Origin of the sequence: Streptomyces sp. 840.1 (genome assembly GCF_003751445.1) — a bacterium.
In the GTDB taxonomy this organism is placed as follows: Bacteria; Actinomycetota; Actinomycetes; order Streptomycetales; family Streptomycetaceae; genus Streptomyces.
Map to the genome: position 1 here is coordinate 882,428 of NZ_RJUU01000003.1, position 16,675 is coordinate 899,102.

16 protein-coding genes are annotated in these 16,675 nt (G+C 72.1%); 10 read left to right on the plus strand and 6 right to left on the minus strand.

The window, feature by feature from the left end; all coding sequences use genetic code 11:
• Positions 1–66: 66 nt before the first annotated feature.
• Entirely contained in the window at positions 67–645 is a 579-nt protein-coding gene (locus tag EDD93_RS36440) for a helix-turn-helix domain-containing protein (RefSeq protein ID WP_123530770.1), read from the minus strand.
• Between the two features lie 117 nt (positions 646–762).
• Between EDD93_RS36440 and EDD93_RS36445 the strand changes: the two genes are divergently transcribed.
• A complete protein-coding gene (locus EDD93_RS36445; protein WP_123530772.1) occupies positions 763–1,887 on the plus strand; it encodes an aryl-sulfate sulfotransferase in 1,125 nt (374 codons plus the stop codon).
• An 8-nt stretch (positions 1,888–1,895) separates the two neighbouring features.
• On the plus strand, positions 1,896–3,239 hold the full coding sequence (locus tag EDD93_RS36450; RefSeq protein ID WP_123530774.1) for a uracil-xanthine permease family protein: 1,344 nt from the start codon (positions 1,896–1,898) through the stop codon (positions 3,237–3,239).
• A 75-nt stretch (positions 3,240–3,314) separates the two neighbouring features.
• Here the strand turns inward: EDD93_RS36450 and EDD93_RS36455 are convergent, their stop codons facing one another.
• Positions 3,315–4,241: a phospholipid scramblase-related protein gene (locus tag EDD93_RS36455; protein ID WP_123530776.1), complete on the minus strand. Its 927-nt coding sequence runs from the start codon at positions 4,239–4,241 to the stop codon at positions 3,315–3,317.
• 112 nt (positions 4,242–4,353) lie between these two features.
• Between EDD93_RS36455 and EDD93_RS36460 the strand changes: the two genes are divergently transcribed.
• From EDD93_RS36460 to EDD93_RS36480, 5 genes are all read left to right on the plus strand, one after another.
• Positions 4,354–4,779 (plus strand): hypothetical protein, encoded by a 426-nt coding sequence (locus EDD93_RS36460; protein WP_185092632.1) that lies wholly within the window; start codon positions 4,354–4,356, stop codon positions 4,777–4,779.
• Positions 4,780–4,879: 100 nt separating this feature from the next.
• Complete coding sequence (locus tag EDD93_RS36465) at positions 4,880–5,836, plus strand: IS481 family transposase (protein WP_123530780.1); 957 nt, start codon at positions 4,880–4,882, stop codon at positions 5,834–5,836.
• 261 nt (positions 5,837–6,097) lie between these two features.
• Positions 6,098–6,745: a DUF3105 domain-containing protein gene (locus EDD93_RS36470; protein WP_123530782.1), complete on the plus strand. Its 648-nt coding sequence runs from the start codon at positions 6,098–6,100 to the stop codon at positions 6,743–6,745.
• A 92-nt stretch (positions 6,746–6,837) separates the two neighbouring features.
• Positions 6,838–7,407: a DUF305 domain-containing protein gene (locus tag EDD93_RS36475; RefSeq protein ID WP_398906606.1), complete on the plus strand. Its 570-nt coding sequence runs from the start codon at positions 6,838–6,840 to the stop codon at positions 7,405–7,407.
• 104 nt (positions 7,408–7,511) lie between these two features.
• Positions 7,512–8,756: an ROK family protein gene (locus tag EDD93_RS36480; RefSeq protein WP_123530784.1), complete on the plus strand. Its 1,245-nt coding sequence runs from the start codon at positions 7,512–7,514 to the stop codon at positions 8,754–8,756.
• A gap of 58 nt (positions 8,757–8,814) precedes the next feature.
• Here EDD93_RS36480 and xylA read toward each other — a convergent pair whose 3' ends face one another.
• Positions 8,815–9,984, minus strand: a complete 1,170-nt coding sequence (gene xylA, locus EDD93_RS36485; RefSeq protein WP_123530786.1) for a xylose isomerase — start codon at positions 9,982–9,984, stop codon at positions 8,815–8,817.
• Between the two features lie 312 nt (positions 9,985–10,296).
• On the opposite strand from xylA, the gene xylB reads away from it, so the two are divergent.
• From xylB to EDD93_RS36500, 3 genes are all read left to right on the plus strand, one after another.
• Positions 10,297–11,790 carry a xylulokinase gene (gene xylB, locus EDD93_RS36490; RefSeq protein ID WP_123530788.1) on the plus strand — a complete coding sequence of 498 codons (1,494 nt, stop codon included), beginning with the start codon at positions 10,297–10,299 and terminating at the stop codon, positions 11,788–11,790.
• Positions 11,791–11,858: 68 nt separating this feature from the next.
• Positions 11,859–13,133: a VWA domain-containing protein gene (locus EDD93_RS36495; RefSeq protein ID WP_185092633.1), complete on the plus strand. Its 1,275-nt coding sequence runs from the start codon at positions 11,859–11,861 to the stop codon at positions 13,131–13,133.
• Positions 13,130–13,957, plus strand: coding sequence for a hypothetical protein (locus tag EDD93_RS36500; RefSeq protein WP_123530791.1), 828 nt, complete (start codon positions 13,130–13,132; stop codon positions 13,955–13,957). The genes EDD93_RS36495 and EDD93_RS36500 overlap by 4 nt, the downstream gene beginning before the upstream one ends.
• Before the next feature lie 67 nt (positions 13,958–14,024).
• Here EDD93_RS36500 and EDD93_RS36505 read toward each other — a convergent pair whose 3' ends face one another.
• From EDD93_RS36505 to EDD93_RS36515, 3 genes are all read right to left on the minus strand, one after another.
• On the minus strand, positions 14,025–14,711 hold the full coding sequence (locus EDD93_RS36505; RefSeq protein ID WP_123530793.1) for a ThuA domain-containing protein: 687 nt from the start codon (positions 14,709–14,711) through the stop codon (positions 14,025–14,027).
• Between the two features lie 37 nt (positions 14,712–14,748).
• The gene (locus EDD93_RS36510) at positions 14,749–15,936 is read right to left on the minus strand and encodes a GDSL-type esterase/lipase family protein (RefSeq protein ID WP_123530795.1); all 1,188 of its coding nucleotides are present in this window, start codon (positions 15,934–15,936) and stop codon (positions 14,749–14,751) included.
• A gap of 83 nt (positions 15,937–16,019) precedes the next feature.
• On the minus strand, positions 16,020–16,589 hold the full coding sequence (locus EDD93_RS36515; protein ID WP_123531646.1) for a TetR/AcrR family transcriptional regulator: 570 nt from the start codon (positions 16,587–16,589) through the stop codon (positions 16,020–16,022).
• Between the last annotated feature and the right edge of the window lie 86 nt (positions 16,590–16,675).

A 16,675-nucleotide genomic window follows, 5' to 3' on the forward strand; every position in this document is an offset into this window, starting at 1 on the left:
TCTTCAAACTGTCAGGCCCCAGGGCCTCCCGGCTGACGAGGCCGCGCCGCCCCGGTGCGGGCCTCGTCAGCCGGTCTGCTCGTCCGTCGCCTGTACGTGGTCCGCGATGCCGACGACCAGGACCCGGGTGCCGGGTTCGATCGGGCGCCAGCGGTGGACGAGGCCTCCCGCGCAGTAGAGCGTGTCACCCCGCTCCAGGCGGTAGAAGTTGCCGTCCGCCTCGACCTCGGCCCCGCCGTCCGCGACGTACAGGATCTCGTCGTTGCGGTGCCTGAACTCGCGGCCCCAGTCGTGGTCCCCGGTGAACTCCAGGGCGTGCAGGCGCTGGTGGCCGCGTACCAGGGGGCGCATCAGGCCGTCGCCGCCCTCCGCACCGGTCTCCCGCACGGACGCGGAGGCGCCGCGCACCACATCGACGGGGCGGGGCGCCTCCGCCGTGGCCAGCAGCTGGACCGCGGTCGTGTCGAGCGCGTCCGCGATGCGCTGGAGCGAACCCATGCTCGGCCGGGAGCGGCCGTTCTCGATCTGGCTGAGGAAGGGCGTGGAGAGCCCGGCCCGCCGCGCGACCTCCGCGAGGGTCAGTTCAAGGGCGCGGCGCCGTCGGCGAATTCCCGGGCCGACCTGGGGCGTGTCCGCCTCGCTCATCTCACTCACTCCGTGTCCCGCGTGCCGCACACCACAGCCGGCGGGGCAGCCAGCAGCCTACCGGTCCGGTTAACCTTTTAAGTCCCACCTAATAAAGTTAACCGGGAGGACCGATCCATGCCCCTCGTGGACCAGAACCAGCGACGGCGCCGTGGCACCGGGCTCATAGCCCTGGACGAGGAGGCCTCCTACGGCGGGTACACCCTCTTCGCCCCGCTGACCGGCAGCGGCGAGGTGTACCTCATCGACATGCGCGGCGAGGTCGTCCACCGGTGGGACCTCCCGCACCGGCCGGGGCGGCACGCCAGGATCCTGCCCAACGGCAACCTCGCCTACAGCGGCGTCCTCCCGGACGAGCCGGCGCTCTTCCCGATGTGGCACAAGTACCGCGGCGGGATCATGCAGGAGATCACCCCCGACGGCACCGTCGTGCGCGAGCACCGCGACCGCTACCAGCACCACGACGCGTACCACTACGGCGACGGCCGGCTGCTGTACGCGGCGCTGGAGCCGCTGACCGGCGAGGCCGCCGCCTCGGTCCGGGGCGGGGTACCCGGCTCGGAGCCGGACGGCACGGTCTGGGCGGACACCATCGTCGAGGTGGACGCCGAGGGCCGCACGGTCTGGGAGTGGAAGGTCTCCGAGCACCTCGACCGCGAGGCGTTCCCCCTGCACCCCGACTACTCGCGCGAGCACTACCCGCTGATCAACAGCGTGCTGCCGACGAGCGACGGCAACATCCTGGCGAGCCTGCGCTCCGCGTCCGCCGTGATCGTCATCAGCCGGGAGACGGGCGAGATCATCTGGCGCAGCGGGCCCGGGGTCGTATCGCAGCAGCACTGCCCGACCGAGCTGGAGAACGGCAACTTCCTGGTCTTCGACAACGGCGTCTTCCGGCCGCGCTGGGACGTGCCGTTCAGCCGGGTCATCGAGATCGAGCGGTCGAGTGGCACCATTGTCTGGGAGTACCACGACCCGGCGCGCGAGTCGTTCTTCGCCCCGTTCATGGGAAGCGCCCAGCGGCTGCCGAACGGGAACACGCTCGTGACGGACTCCCCGGCCGGACGGCTCTTCGAGGTCACCCAGGACGGCTATCTGTGCTGGGAGTACATCGTGCCGTTCTTCGGCGGCTACAGCGAAGAGGAAGTGCGCAAGCTGTTCCCGTCCGAGCCCAACGCCGTGTTCCGCTCCTACCGTTACTCGGCCGGGGAACTCCCCTGGCTCGACGTCCCGAAGGGCTGAGCCGGACCATGGCCTCCCCCGTCCCCGAAACGGCCGCCCCCGACACGACCGCCGACGCGCCGGCCCCCTCCGTCGCACCCGTCGACGAGCGGCTCCCGCTCCCCCGGCTGGTTCCGCTCGCGTTCCAGCACCTGCTGGCCGGGGTGGCCGCCCCCGTCTCCTCGGTGATCCTGATCGGCACGACGCTGTCGCTGACCGCGTCCCAGACCGCGTCGCTGCTCAGCGCCACGCTCGTGCTCTGCGGCATCGGCGCACTGCTCCAGTCGCTGGGCGTACGGGCGCTGCGCGTCGGCGCCCGGCTGCCGTTCCTGATGCTGCCCGGCGGCGCGGCGGTGGCGATCTTCCTCCAGGTCGCCAAGGAGCACGGGCCCGCCACCGCCTCGGGTTCGGTACTGATCGCGGCGGTCTTCCTGATCGCCGTGCTGCCGCTCTACGGACGGCTGGTGCGGTTCTTCCCGCCTCTGGTGATGGGCACCACGGTGGTCCTGATCGGCATCAACATGATCAAGATCACCGCGCCGATGATCGCCTCGGGACCGGGGCTCGGCTTCGCCACGCTCGGCATCATCGCCCTGTTCTTCCTGTTCATGCGCGGTGTCTGGCGGCAGATGTCGGTGCTCTTCGGTCTCGTGGGAGGAACGCTCGTCGCCGCCGTGAGCGGTACGGCGTTCCACATGGCGCACGGCAGTACGTTCGCGCTGCCCGACCCGTTCCCGTACGGCACGCCGCATTTCGATCTGCTGGCGGCGGTACCGCTGCTGGTGTTCGCGCTCGCCTCACTGGCCGAGGCGACCGGGCAGACCGTCCTGAACAGCGAGGCGGTGGGGCGGACCCCCGACCCGGCCCGGGACGTCCCGCGGATCTCCCGCGCGGACGCCGTGACCTCACTGGGCGCCGGGATCTTCGGCACCTCGCTGATGGTGACCAGTGCGGAGAACATCGGCATCGTCCAGCTCACCCGGGTGCGCAGCCGGTTCGTGACTGCGGGCGCGGGGGTGCTGCTGATCCTGTGCGGGCTCATCACACCGCTCACCCGGCTGCTCGCGGCCATCCCGGAGCCGGTGGTCGGCGCGGCGGGCCTGATCATCTACGCGGTGATCGCGACTATGGGGTTCGGCATGCTCAGCCGCGAGGACCTCACGAACGGCACCAACGGCATCGTGGTCGCGCTCGCGCTCTGTGTCGGGCTGCTGCCGGTCTTCGCTCCCGAGATGTACGCGGGGATGCCGGTGTGGGCCCGGACCGTCTTCGGCAGCGGCGTGGCCGCCGGGGCGCTGGCGGCGGTGATCCTGGCGGCGGTGTTCGCCAGGCTGGGGCCGCCGGACACGAAACCGGAGCGCCCTGCGGACTGAACGCGGCAGACCGCCCGCGCCCCCTCACCGTGTCGGGTGAGGGGGCGCGGGCGGTCTCGCGTGCGGGTTCGCGGCTCAGCCGAGGCCGCGGGAGTCCTGCTTGAGTGCGGTGTCCACGGTCAGCGCAGTCGCGACCACCAGGCTGAGCAGCGGCTCGGGCAGCTGGTAGTGGATCTGCAGCACGTAGTTGTCCGCCGTGGTGAACAGCGTCTTGGCGAGGCCTTCCCAGGTCTTGGTGATCCGGGCTATCTCGGCGTCGTTGTGGTCGACGATCGCGAAGTTCCAGGCACGCCAGTTCTCCGCCTTGATCGCGCCGACCTGCTGCCCGTCGACCATGATCGCGAAGTTGATCTTGCCGATGGCGTTCTGCTGGACGATCTCGCCGACCGGCTGCCCGTCGGGGCGCTGGACGATGACCTTGGACTTGATGAACTTCGCCGGGCGGGTGAGCAGCAGCTGCGGCTGACCGTAGGCGTCACGGATCTCAAGACGGTGGGTCATGTACTGGTCGATGCTGCTGAGGAACCGCACCACCTTGCGGAGCGCGCTCTGACCGACCTCGACGACCGAGCCGACAGTGTTGCCGTGCTGGTCGAAGACGCTGTACTCGTTGGTGACCTCGATCAGCTTGGCCTTCTGGTTCACCACCAGGACCTGCTGGTTGAAGAGCGAGCCCGCACCCGGACCGCCGCCCTGCTGAGGGTGAGCACCCTGCTGCGGCATCGCGGCCTGCTGGGCGGGAGCCTGCTGCTGGTACTGCTGCTGGGCGGGGGCCTGCTGCTGCCCGTACTGCTGACCGCCCGCCTGCTGCTGGTGCTGCGGGGCCTGCTGCTGCGGCACCTGCGCCTGGGCAGGGGCCTGGCCCTGGGCCGGAGTCTGCTGCTGCCCGCCCGCCGGGTTGGTGTGCTCGGTCCACTGGGATCCGTCCCAGTAGCGCAGCAGCTGGGGCGCGCCATGCGGATCCGGATACCATCCCGCAGATACGTTCGAGTGCGTTGTCACCGGGGCACACTATCCCGCCACGCCGTCGGCGGGGCCCCCTCCCCGCACATCCACAGCTTCCGATCCGGCATCGCAGTCATTTGAAAGTTCACACACCGCTAGGATGTCCGGGATGAACAGGCTGAGCGGACGGACCGTCCGGGTGCGCGGCGCCCGCGTCCCCGTGCTGCTCGGCTGGCTGCTGGTGCTGCTCTCCGTGGCGTCGTGCTGCTCGCCCGCCTCCGCGCGGTCCGACGGCACGCATCACGAGACCGTCCCGCTCAGCGCCCTCCGGTCCTTCACCCCGGTCGCCGCCGTCGCGGCGCGGGTCGTGGTGGCCGATGCCCCGCAGGACCGGGGCTCGGGGAGTTCCTGCCACGTCGCGCCCGACGACGCGACGCCGGTCCTGCTGCCGTCCCCGCCCGCCCCGGCCGCGCTCCCCTGCGCGACCGCCGTCCCTCCGGCGGGCTGCCCGGCCGGGGCAGCCGGTATCCGGGGCCCCACCAACGACGCCGTCGGCGACGTGGACCATCTGACCCTCCAGGTTCAACGGATCTAGGTGTATTGATCACGAGCGTTGTTGACACGGGGGTCTTGATCAAAGGCGAAGACCTCCGGTGTGGTGGAGCTGTCTAGGAACACACCACACGGAGGTCTTCGTGTCCCACCGTAATGCCCGGCTGACGGTCTTCGGGAGGCGTCTGCTGGTCGAACGAGTCACGTCCGGCCGTCCCGTCGCCCATGTCGCTGCCGAGATGGGCATCTCGAGGGCGACCGCCCATAAGTGGGTGCGGCGGTGGCGGGCCGAGGGCGAGGCGGGCCTGGCCGACCGCTCCAGCAGGCCAGGGACGACACCGCACCGCACTCCGGCCGCGATCGAGGCCCGCGTCTGCGACCTGCGCCGGTCCCGCAAACTCGGACCCGCACGGATCGGCCCGGTCCTCGGCCTTCCCGCCTCAACCGTCCACCGGATCCTGACCCGTCACGGACTGAACCGCCTCGCCTGGATGGACCGGCCAACCGGCTCGGTGATCCGCCGCTACGAACGCGAGCGTCCCGGTGAGCTCGTCCACGTCGACGTCAAGAAACTGGGCCGGATACCCGACGGCGGCGGCCACAAGGTCCTGGGCCGCCAGGCCGGCCGCGCCACCCGCAGCAACATGGGCTTCGACTACCTCCACTCCGCGGTCGACGACCACTCCCGCCTCGCCTACACGGAAATCCATGGCGACGAGAGGGTCGCGACCTGCGCAGCCTTCCTGACCCGGGCCGCCGCGTTCTTCGCCGACCTGGGCATCACCCGGATCGAACGCGTGCTGACGGACAACGCCTGGGCCTACCGCAAGGGGCTGGCCTGGAAACAGGCCTTGGGCGACATCGGCGCGACCGGCAAACTCACCCGCCCCTACCGACCACAGACCAACGGCAAAGTCGAACGCTTCAACCGCACCCTCGCCGACGAGTGGGCCTACCTGCGGCCCTACACCTCCAACGACGAGCGAACAGCCGCCCTGGCAGACTTCCTCCACACCTACAACCACCACCGCTGCCACACCGCCCTCGGAGGCCAGCCCCCGATCAGCCGTGTCAACAACGCTGCGGGTCAATACATCTAGGGCCTCTCGTTTGGATCACGCCGGGCTCGCGGTGTCCGGCACGCACACCTGCGGCGTTGTCGTCGGTCGCCAATGCTCCGCATTCACTCCCTCCTCCGCCTTGCAGCCGCACGCACCGGACACCGCTCCCTGATCCGGCCTGATCCAAACGAAAGACCCAGGCCTTTCAAAGGCCCCATGGGCTGCCCCGTCCCCCGGTCTCTCCGGGGACGCTTCCGCCTGCCCTCAATCCGTCCGGCTCACCGAACCAGAGGACCCGCCATGGCCTCCGCCAAGAAGCACCCGCATGCCAACGCCCGCCGCGCCAAGCTCGAGGAGGCCCGCCGCAAGGAGCGGGCCCGCGAGCGCCGCAGCCGCATCGTCACGATCACCGCCGCCGTCGCTGTCCTGGCCGGCCTCGTCGCGGGCGGCGGCTACCTGATGAACCGCGCGGACAAGCAGGACAAGGCCGAGACGGCCGCCAAGTCCTCCCCCGTCAAGGGCGAGAAGAACTGGGACAAGCTCTCGCGCGAGCACGTCGACAAGAAGGTCGATTACCCCATGAACCCGCCGGTCGGCGGCGACCACAACCCGGTGTGGATGAACTGCGACGCCGACGTCTACACCGATGCGATACCGAAGGAGAACGCCGTCCACTCGCTGGAGCACGGCGCCGTCTGGGTCACGTACAACGGCAAGGCGAAGCCCGCCGACGTCAAGAAGCTCGGTGAGCGGGTCTCGGCCACCCCGTACTCCCTGATGAGTCCCGTCGAGGACCAGGCGGCCCCGCTGATGCTCAGCGCCTGGGGCAAGCAGGTGACCGTGACCAGTGCCTCCGACGCCCGGGTCGCGCAGTTCTTCACGAAGTACGTCCAGGGCCCGCAGACCCCCGAGCCCGGTGCCGCGTGCGGCGGCGGGGTCGCCGGGTGACCCCCTCGGCCCGGTCCGCGCCGCGGGCGTCCCGCCCGCTGGTGCTGGCCGGCGGCGCGCTGCTGCTGCTCGCACTGGCCCTGGTCGCGCTCATGCTGGCCCGCCCCTCCGCGTCGGCACCGGCACCGGCCGGGAAGGCGGCGGCATCCGCTCCCGCCGAGACCTCGGCGGACGTGGGGTTCGCCCGTGACATGTCGGTCCACCACCAGCAGGCCGTCGAGATGTCGTTCATCGTCCGGGACCGCACCACCGACGTGGCGGTGCGCCGGCTCGCGTTCGACATCATCAACACCCAGGCCAACCAGCGCGGCATGATGCTGGGCTGGCTGGAGATGTGGGGCCGTGCGAAGAGTTCGCCCGGCCCGCCCATGGAGTGGATGGGCCACACCTTCACCCCGCGCGGCGACGGGGCGCTGATGCCCGGCATGGCTACCGACGCGGAACTCGACGCCCTGCGTAAGGCGAAGGGCAGGGAGGCGGAGGTGCGGTTCCTGCGGCTGATGACGGCGCACCACCGGGCCGGCGCGGACATGGCACAGGCCGCCGCTGCCGCCGCGGGCACCGACGAGATCAGGAACCTGGCCTCGGGGATGGTGCTGGGCCAGCGCTCGGAGATCGCGCTCATGGCGGACATGCTCGAGGAGCGCGGGGCCGCCGGCTGAACCGCCCGCCCCGGACACGCCCCTTGAGCAGGGCGGGTCCGGGGCCGCGGTCCACCGCATCCGGACCGTACGGGCGTACGCGATCGCATAGGCTCGGCTCCGATATGAAGAGCAACCTCACACCGCTGGGGCCCAAGGCCGACAAGGACACTGTCCGGCGCAGCAACCTCAGCCTCGTGCTGCGAGCCGTCCGCGACGAGGGCGAGGGCGAGGCGACCCGGGCCGGGGTCGCCGCGCGGGTAGGGCTGACCCGGGCCGCCGTGTCCTCGCTCGTCGAGCAGCTGCTCGACAGCGGGTTCCTCACGGAGTCCGGCAAGACGTTCAGCGGTCAGGCGGGCCGGCCCGGCACCGCGCTCAAGATGGCCCGGACCGGCCCGGCCGGACTCGGCGTCGAGGTCAACATCGACTATGTGTCGGTGTGCGTCGTCGACCTGGCCGGCACCGGCCGGGTCCGGCTCACCGAGCACCTCGACAACCGGGGCGCGCCGCCCGCCGAGGTGCTGGCGCGGGCGGCCAGGATCGCCGCGCGCACCCTGGAGTCGGCGGGCGAGCAGGAGCTGTTCCCGGTCGGGGTGGCGCTGGCGCTGCCCGGACTGGTCTCGGGCGGCGCGGTGCGCCAGGCCCCGAACCTGGGCTGGAACCAGGTCCCGGCGCAGGAACTGTTCGCGACCGCGCTGGCCGCCGAGCGGCCGGGCCACGAGGCGCTGACGGTGAGTTCGGAGAACGAGGCCAATCTCGCGGCGCTGGCCGAGCTGTGGTTCGGCGGGCTGGAGCGGATCCGGAGCTTCCTGTACCTGACCGGTGAGATCGGCGTCGGCGGCGCCCTGGTCATCAACGGCGAGCTGCTGCGCGGCGCGCACGGCTTCGCCGGTGAGATCGGGCACGTGGTGGTGGACTCGCGGGGGCCGCAGTGCCGGTGCGGTTCGCGCGGCTGCCTGGAGCAGTACGCGGGTCAGGCGGCGCTCCTGCGGGCGGCCGGCATCGAGGAGACCGGCAGCGGTGTCGGGGTCGCCGAGCTGGAGCGGCGCACCCGGGCGGGCGAGGAGCGGGCGGTCGCCGCGGTCGCCGGGGCGGGCCGGATGCTGGGCCGGGTGCTGTCCGGCGCGGTGAACCTGCTGGACCCGGACGCCGTGGTGCTCGGCGGGATCTACCGGAACCTGATGCCGTGGCTGTCGCCGCCCGTCGACGAGGAGCTGACGGGCCGGGTCGTGTCCGGGCTGTGGTCACCGGGCAGCGGCCGGCTGCGCGCCTCCTCGGTCGCGGGTGACGCGGCCCGGGGCGCGGCGGCCCTGGTCATGACGGACGTGCTCGCGGACCCGGTGGCGTACGCGGGCCGGGGTACGGCCTGAGGGTCCGCACGAGGCGGGGGCGGACGCGCCGGGTGCGCGCGTCCGCCCCCGCCACGGGTCAGCGGACGCCGAGCAGGTGGTCCATCGCCAGCTGGTCCAGGGCCTCGAACGCCATGCCGCGCTCGGCCGCGGCCGTCACGTCGAACTCCTCGTAGGCGGTGCGGTCGGCCAGCAGCCCGGCCACACCGTCGGCGGCGGTGGGCCGCGCCAGCTCGTCCAGCCGGGAGGCGCGCAGCGCGTCCTTGACGGCCGGGTCGGCGCGGAAGGCGGCGGCCCGGTCCTTGAGGATCAGGTAGTTGCGCATGCAGCCTGCGGCCGAGGCCCACACGCCGTCGTAGTCCTCGGTCCGCGGCGGCTTGAAGTCGAAGTGGCGCGGGCCCTCGTAGCCGGCCGTCTCCAGCAGGTCGACGAGCCAGAAGGCCTGGCGCAGGTCGCCGGCGCCGAAGCGGAGGTCCTGGTCGTACTTGATGCCGGACTGGCCGTTCAGGTCCAGGTGGAACAGCTTGCCCGCCCAGATGGCCTGCGCGATGCCGTGCGCGAAGTTCAGCCCGGCCATCTGCTCGTGGCCGACCTCGGGGTTCACGCCGTACAGCTCGGGACGCTCAAGACGCTCGATGAAGGCCAGTGCGTGACCCACGGTCGGCAGCAGGATGTCGCCGCGCGGCTCGTTCGGCTTGGGCTCGATGGCGAAGCGGAGGTCGTAGCCCTGCTCGGTGACGTACTCGCCGAGCAGGTCGAACGCCTCCTTCATCCGGTCCAGCGCGAGCCGGATGTCCTTCGCACCCCCGGACTCCGCACCCTCACGCCCACCCCAGGCCACATACGTCTCGGCGCCCAGCTCGACCGCCAGGTCGATGTTGCGGATGACCTTGCGCAGCGCGAACCGGCGCACATCACGGTCGTTCGAGGTGAACCCGCCGTCCTTGAACACCGGGTGCGTGAACAGGTTCGTCGTCGCCATCGGCACCTTGAGACCGGCCGCGTCCAGCGACTGGCGGAACCGCTTCACGATGCCCTCGCGCTCGGAGTCCGTCGAGCCGAACGGGATCAGGTCGTCGTCGTGGAACGTCACACCGTACGCGCCGAGCTCCGCGAGGCGCTGCACGGTGTCGACCGGGTCGATCGCCTCCCGGGTCGCGTCACCGAACGGGTCGCGCCCCTGCCAGCCCACGGTCCACAGGCCGAAGGTGAACTTGTCCTGGGGGGTGGGGGTGAAACGTTCGGTCATGGTCCAACCGCCTTCGGTGCCATGGGTCCGCAGCCGGTCGGGCGGCCGAACCTCAATTTGTTCAGTGTCATGACTAATCATGCACGGAGCACCCCGGCGACGTAACCCCCCGACTCGGCCACATACCCAATCCCTCACGCGAACACCCGTGCGACCATCCGCTGGACCCTTCGATGGAAAACCACCCCACCCCCTGTTCCCTGCCGGTTTGATCACCTAATTTGTTCTCCGTACGATCAAATACCCGCAGGGCGGTGCCCCGGCATCCCACGGCGCGGGACCGATCCCTGAGGCCAGAGAATGAGGTCAGCCATGCCGCCGCATACCGTCGTCATCGGTGTGGACAGCTCCACCCAGTCCACCAAAGCGGCCTTCGTCGACATCGCGACCGGCCGCCTGCTCGCCGTCGGCCGTGCCCCTCATGTCGTCACCGGTGAGGCCGGGGCCCGCGAGACGGACCCCGAGGTGTGGTGGCAGGCGCTGCGGGACGCGGTCGCCGCCGGCCTCGAGGAGTCCGGCGTCCCGGCGGCCGCCGTCGCCGGAATCGCCGTGGCGGGTCAGCAGCACGGCCTCGTCGTCCTGGACGCGCACGGCCGTCCGCTGCGCCCGGCGCTCCTGTGGAACGACACCCGGTCCGCCCCCCAGGCCGCCGCCCTCACCGAAGCCCTGGGCGGGCCCGAGGCCTGGACCGCGCGCACCGGATCGGTACCGGTGGCCGCGATGACGGCGTCGAAGTGGCAGTGGCTGCGGGAGAACGAACCGGCCACCGCCGCGGCGACCGAGGCGATCCGGCTGCCCCACGACTTCCTGACCGAGCGGCTCGCCGGCCGCGCCGTCACCGACCCCGGCGACGCGTCCGGCACCTGCTGGTACTCCACGGCCACCGGCACCTACGACCCCGAGCTGCTCGAACTCCTCTGCATCGAGCCCGCGATGCTTCCCGAGGTGGCCCCGAGCGGCGCGGCCCGGATCGGCTCGCTGACCGCCGACGCGGCCGGCGCGCTCGGCCTGCCCGCCGGGATCGCCGTCGCCGCGGGCACCGGCGACAACATGAGCGCCGCCGTCGGCCTCGGACTCGGCGGCGCCGGGCTCCTGGACCACCCGGTGCTCAGCCTCGGCACCTCGGGCACGGTCTTCGCCGCCTCCCGGACCAGGCCGGCCTCCCCCGCGCTCTCCGGTTTCGCCGCGGCCGACGGTACGTACCTCCCGCTGGCCTGCACCCTGAACTGCACGCTCGCCGTCGACAAGGTCGCCGCCCTGCTCGGCCTGGACCGCGCCGACGCCGCGCCCGGCGGCGAGGCCGTGCTCCTGCCCTACCTGGACGGCGAGCGCACCCCCGACCTGCCCACCTCCGCCGGCCTCCTCACCGGCCTGCGGCACGACACCACCCCCCAGCAGCTGCTCGGCGCCGCCTACGAGGGCGCGGTCTTCACCGTGCTGCGCGCGCTCGACGAACTGCTGCGGGCCTGCGGGCTCGACCCGGCCGACCCCGAGGTGGCCGCCCGGCCGCTGCTGCTGATCGGCGGCGGCGCCCAGGGGGAGCAGTGGGTGGAGACCGTACGGCGGCTGTCCGGGCGCCCGGTGACCGTACCCGCCAGCGGCGAACTCGTCGCGCTGGGCGCGGCGGCCCTCGCCGCCTCGGCCGCCACGGGCACGGACCCGGTCGCCGTCGCCACCGGCTGGCGGACCGGCGAGGACCGGCAACTGGCGGCGGTGGAACGGGACCTGACCACCTGGGACCGGATCGGCTCGGTACTGGACCGGGCGGCCGGACCGCTGCTGGGCGCGGACCGGCCACGGCACTGAGCGCGAGAGCCGACGGGCCGTCAGCGACCCGTTTTGGATAGCGAACTGATGTTCACTACTATCCGGCGATGATCATAAGAAGAAGGCTGACGGTCGGGGTGGGCATTCTGCTCGCCACCCTGACCGCCGGGCTCGGCTCGGCACTCCCCGCCGCGGCCGATGAAACCCCCACGAAAGCGTCCCCCAAGGTCGAGCTGGTGCTCGATGTCAGCGGCTCCATGCGGACCCGCGACATCGACGGCCAGTCCCGGATGACCGCGGCGAAGCAGGCGTTCAACGAGGTCCTGGACGCGGTGCCCGAGCAGGTGCAGCTCGGCATCCGCACTCTCGGCGCCGACTACCCGGGCGACGACCGGAAGGTCGGCTGCAAGGACACCAAGCAGCTCTACCCGGTCGGACCGCTGGACCGCACCGAGGCCAAGACCGCGGTCGCCACTCTCGCCCCCACCGGCTGGACCCCGATCGGCCCCGCGCTGCTGGGCGCCGCCGACGATCTGGAGGGCGGCGACTCCACCCGCCGGATCGTGCTGATCAGCGACGGCGAGGACACCTGCGGGCCGCTCGACCCGTGCGAGGTCGCCCGCGACATCGCGGCGCGCGGCATCCACCTGGTCATCGACACTCTCGGCCTGGTGCCGAACGAGAAGATCCGCAAGCAGCTGACCTGCATCGCGGAGGCCACCGGCGGCACCTACACCGCCGTCCAGCACACCGACGAACTCTCCGGCCGGGTCACGCAGTTGGTCGACCGGGCGGCGGAGCCCGTCGTCACCCCCGTGGCGACCGAGGGCACGGACAGCTGCACCGACGCCCCGAAGCTCAAGTCTGGCCTGTACACCGACCGCGAGAAGATCGGCGAGCACCGCTGGTACCGGGTCGAAGTGCTGCCCGGCCAGGAACTGCGCGCCTCGGCCAGCGTCTTCGCGGACCGCGCGGTGAACAACGACTACGGGACGCTGCTGCGCGCGGTGACCGTGCACGGCCGGGAGATCGTCAGAGGCTCCGAGTCCGGCACCGGGCGCACCGACGCCATCTCGTCCGGGCTGCGCTACCCGAGGCCCGAGCAGGACGATGACGACGAGGAGCCGGTCCCGGAGACCGTCTGCCTCCAGGTCAGCAACTCCTTCTCGGCGCCCGCCTCGGTGAAGACCTCGCCCGGGATGCCGGTCGAGCTGACCGTCGACGTGGTGGACGGGCCCGACAACGCCGCCGACGTCGCCGTGTTCGGTCTCGGCCGCGGCTGGTGGCTGCTCGGCGTGCTCGTCCTCACCGGACTGGTCGCGGGCCTGCTGACCGGCTGGATCTCGCGCTGGCGCATCGCCGTCTGGAGGACGAACCGATGATCCGTACGACACGTGTGCTCGCGGGCGCGCTGCTGACCGGCCTCGCCCTGCTCACCGGGGCGGGAGCCGCCGTCGCGGACGACCCGTCACCGAGCCCCAGCGCCTCCGGCGACGGCTCGGGCCCCACGGAGGCGGGCACCGCCTTCCGTACGGCCACCGCGATCCAGCAGAACCAGACCGCCACCGCGGGCGGCTCCACTGGCGACTACCTGTACTGGGTGTTCCCGGCCGACGCGGGCCAGCGGGCCACCGTCAAGGCGAAGGTCACCCTGCCCGAGGCCGCCACCCGGCACGGCGTCTCGACCTGGCAGGTCGACGTGTACGACGGCCTGCGCCGCCGGCAGGCCTGCATATACGGCAAGCAGACCGGCAAGGCCGCCGCCGATGCCACCACGGTCGAGCTGACGTGTGTCCTGCGTACCGTCCGGGCCTGGTCCGAGCCGTGGGCCAACGACCCGCTGCCCGGCAGCTATTACGTCCGGCTCACCGTCGTCGATCTGCCCTCGGCGGATCTCGGCCTGCCGGTGCGGACCGAGGTCGAGGTCACGTCGGCCGGGAAGGGCGGTGCCGGGGACATCGACGGCACGCTCTCCGAGCCGCTGGTGCCCGGTGTGTCCACGGCCGACCGGGCCTCCACCGACGGTGCGTCGGCCGCCCCGGTCCCGCTCGCCGGTGAGCCCGAGGACGGCTGGGCCTCCGGCTGGTGGACCGACCGCTGGCTGTGGACCGTCGGCGGCGGGGTGCTGGGCGCGTTCGCGGCCGTCTTCGGCTACTCGCTGACCCGCGGCAGCGGCCGCCCCTCCCGGGTCCCGCCGGGCATGTGACGCAGCGCCGCCGGCCGGTCCGGAACCCCGGGCCGGCCGGCGGACCGGGCCCGTCGGGCGGGGATCGTCAGGCCGCGGCCGAGACCATCACATGGCGCAGTCCGCCCAGGAGATGGGCGCGGAAGGCCGGGTCGGCGTAGGCCTCACCGGCGTGCCCGAGGGCGGTGTAGAACACCCGGGCCCCACCATGCTCATGGGTCCAGACGAGCGGGTGCCCCTCCCCCGCTGCCCCCTCGTAGGACGACGCATCGGCCGAGGCCAGCACCCGTACCCGGCCGCGCGGGTTCTCCCGGAACTCGTACCACTCGTCGCTGAACTCCCAGGTACCGGCCAGGTGCGCGGTGGCCGGGTGCCGATGGTCCTCGATCACCAGGGTGCCCTGCTGGAACTCGGGGTGCCGGTCGAACCGGGCGCCCACCAGCTCGCCGTAGAACGGCCAGTCGTACTCGGTGCAGGCCGCCGCGTGCACCCCCATGAAGCCGCCGCCCGCCGCGCAGTACGCGTGCAGTCCCGCGCGTCCGGCGGGTGTGAGGACCTCCCCGCTGGTGGAGAGGAAGACCACCGCCGCGTACGGGTGCAGCCCGTCGGCGAACACCTCTGGCTGCTCGGTCGCGTCGACGGAGAAGCCGTGCTCCGCACCGAGAGCCCGGAACGCGGCGACTCCCTCGGGGATCGAGTCGTGGCGGTAGTCCGTCGTCCGCGTGAAGACGAGGACGCGGGGAGGGAGGACTCGGGGAGAGCTGGGTGGCTGCATCGGCTGCTCCGGGTGCGCGGGCCGGGGGCGGAGGTGGTCAGGAGAGGCGTTCGGCTGCGAACGGGCCGTCCGGGGCGAAGGCGAGGGCGGCGAAGCGGTCGCCCATGCGCCGGTGGGTGGCGGCGTCCGGGTGGAGCTGGTCCGGCAGGGGCAGTTCGGCGGAGTCCCGCTCGCCGTACAGGCTGCGTCCGTCGAGGTAGTACAGGTTCGGGTCGTCGGCGGAGCGCTGCTCGACGAGGCCGCTCAGTGCCTCCCTGATGACGTTGAGCGTCAGCTTTCCGGCGGCCCGTTCCGCAGGGTCGCCCATGGCCCTGAACTGGAGCCGCCCCTCACCGAGGTTGCTGAAGTCCGGCACGCTCGGGCCCGGGGTGTCCTCATGGATCGGGCACAGGAGGGGCGAGACGACCAGCAACGGCGCGGTGGGGTGCCCCTCACGGATGGTGTCGAGGAAGCCGTGCACCGCCGGGGCGAAGGCCCGCAGCCGCATCAGGTCGGCGTTGACGAGGTTGATGCCGATCTTGACGCTGATCAGGTCCGCGGGGGTGTCGCGCATCGCCCGTGCCGTGAACGGGTCGAGCAGGGCGCTGCCGCCCAGGCCCAGGTTGACCAGCTCCACCCCGCCGAGCGATGCGGCCAGTGCGGGCCAGGTGGTGGTGGGGCTCGCGGCGTCGGAGCCGTGGCTGATCGAACTCCCGTGGTGCAGCCACACCTTGCGGCCCCGGTCCGGTGCGGGCTCGACGGGGGCGTCGGTGCGCAGGGCGACGAGCTCGGTGGACTCGTTGTACGGCAGCCAGATCTCGATGTCCTTGACACCTTCGGGCAGGTTCGGGAAGCGCACGGTGCCGACCGGCCCCGCCTGTGTCCGCGCGGTCCCTGCGGTCATGTCGACCATGAGGACGTTGCCTCCCGTCGCGCTCACCTGCCCGGTGAGGCGGCCGTCGACGAGCAGGTCGTACACACCGTCGGGGCGGGGCGGGGCGCCCTCGTAGGCGGTCTTGGTGCGCAGCGCGTCCAGCTCGATCGCGGACGCTCCGGTACGGAACACCAGCCGCACCCCGGACGGCTGGGCCTCCGCCATCGCCAGCTGTCCGTCGGCGCACTGCGCGCGTGCGCGGGCGGGCAGCCGGTGCGGACGCAGCCCGTGCTCGGTGCGCTCCAGGTCGAGGGCCCCGCGCAGGAGGCCGGCGGTGATGGGTGTGGTGATCCAGTCGGATTCAGTCTGCATGTCTCTACCTGTGCTCGGAACGTCGAAGTGTTCGGTCTCACCGGCGGGCGGCCGGCCTCGGCCCTGGGCTCGCTGAACTCCGGTCAGGGCGCGGGCCAGTTGCGCAGCAGGGCGTCCAGGGCGTCCAGCGACCGCGACCAGCTCTCCTGCGAGTCGGGGGCGCTGTGGCTGAATCCGCCCTGCATCTCCAGGCTGACGTAGCCGTGGAAGACGCTGCCCAGTAGCCGGACGGCGTGGGTCTGGTCGGGCTCGGTCAGGTCGTAGCCGCGCAGGATGGCCCGGGTCATCTGCGAGTGTCTGCGGCCGGCGCCGGCGGCGGCCGCCTCCGGGTCGAGCCTCAGCTGGGCGGCGGCGTAGCGGCCGGGGTGCTCACGGGCGTAGTCGCGGTAGACGTCCGCGAAGGCGCGGAGCGCGTCCTTGCCCGCCCGCCCGGCGAGTGCGGCGGCACCTCGGTCGGCGAGCTCCTCCAGGGCGAGCAGGGCGATCCTGGTCTTGAGGTCGTGGGAGTTCTTCAGGTGCGAGTACAGGCTCGCGACCTTGACGTCGAACCGCCGGGCGAGCGCCGAGACGGTCACCTGGTCGAAGCCGACCTCGTCGGCCAGCTCCGCCCCCGCCTGGGCCAGGCGGTCGGGGGTCAGCCCTGCGCGCACCATGTTCGTCCTTCCGTCGGCGATCACCACCACCCTACACCTACTCTTGATTTACCTAATAGGTGTAGGTAAATAGGCAATTACCCACG

Bases quoted from the DNA above. Each gene is read 5' to 3' on its own strand.
- EDD93_RS36440 (WP_123530770.1), bottom strand. From the start codon at position 645: ATGAGCGAGGCGGACACGCCCCAGGTCGGCCCGGGAATTCGCCGACGG.
- EDD93_RS36445 (WP_123530772.1), top strand. From the start codon at position 763: ATGCCCCTCGTGGACCAGAACCAGCGACGGCGCCGTGGCACCGGGCTC.
- EDD93_RS36450 (WP_123530774.1), top strand. From the start codon at position 1,896: ATGGCCTCCCCCGTCCCCGAAACGGCCGCCCCCGACACGACCGCCGAC.
- EDD93_RS36460 (WP_185092632.1), top strand. From the start codon at position 4,354: ATGAACAGGCTGAGCGGACGGACCGTCCGGGTGCGCGGCGCCCGCGTC.
- EDD93_RS36470 (WP_123530782.1), top strand. From the start codon at position 6,098: ATGGCCTCCGCCAAGAAGCACCCGCATGCCAACGCCCGCCGCGCCAAG.
- EDD93_RS36475 (WP_398906606.1), top strand. From the start codon at position 6,838: ATGCTGGCCCGCCCCTCCGCGTCGGCACCGGCACCGGCCGGGAAGGCG.
- EDD93_RS36480 (WP_123530784.1), top strand. From the start codon at position 7,512: ATGAAGAGCAACCTCACACCGCTGGGGCCCAAGGCCGACAAGGACACT.
- xylA (WP_123530786.1), bottom strand. From the start codon at position 9,984: ATGACCGAACGTTTCACCCCCACCCCCCAGGACAAGTTCACCTTCGGC.
- xylB (WP_123530788.1), top strand. From the start codon at position 10,297: ATGCCGCCGCATACCGTCGTCATCGGTGTGGACAGCTCCACCCAGTCC.
- EDD93_RS36495 (WP_185092633.1), top strand. From the start codon at position 11,859: ATGATCATAAGAAGAAGGCTGACGGTCGGGGTGGGCATTCTGCTCGCC.
- EDD93_RS36500 (WP_123530791.1), top strand. From the start codon at position 13,130: ATGATCCGTACGACACGTGTGCTCGCGGGCGCGCTGCTGACCGGCCTC.
- EDD93_RS36505 (WP_123530793.1), bottom strand. From the start codon at position 14,711: ATGCAGCCACCCAGCTCTCCCCGAGTCCTCCCTCCCCGCGTCCTCGTC.
- EDD93_RS36510 (WP_123530795.1), bottom strand. From the start codon at position 15,936: ATGCAGACTGAATCCGACTGGATCACCACACCCATCACCGCCGGCCTC.
- EDD93_RS36515 (WP_123531646.1), bottom strand. From the start codon at position 16,589: ATGGTGCGCGCAGGGCTGACCCCCGACCGCCTGGCCCAGGCGGGGGCG.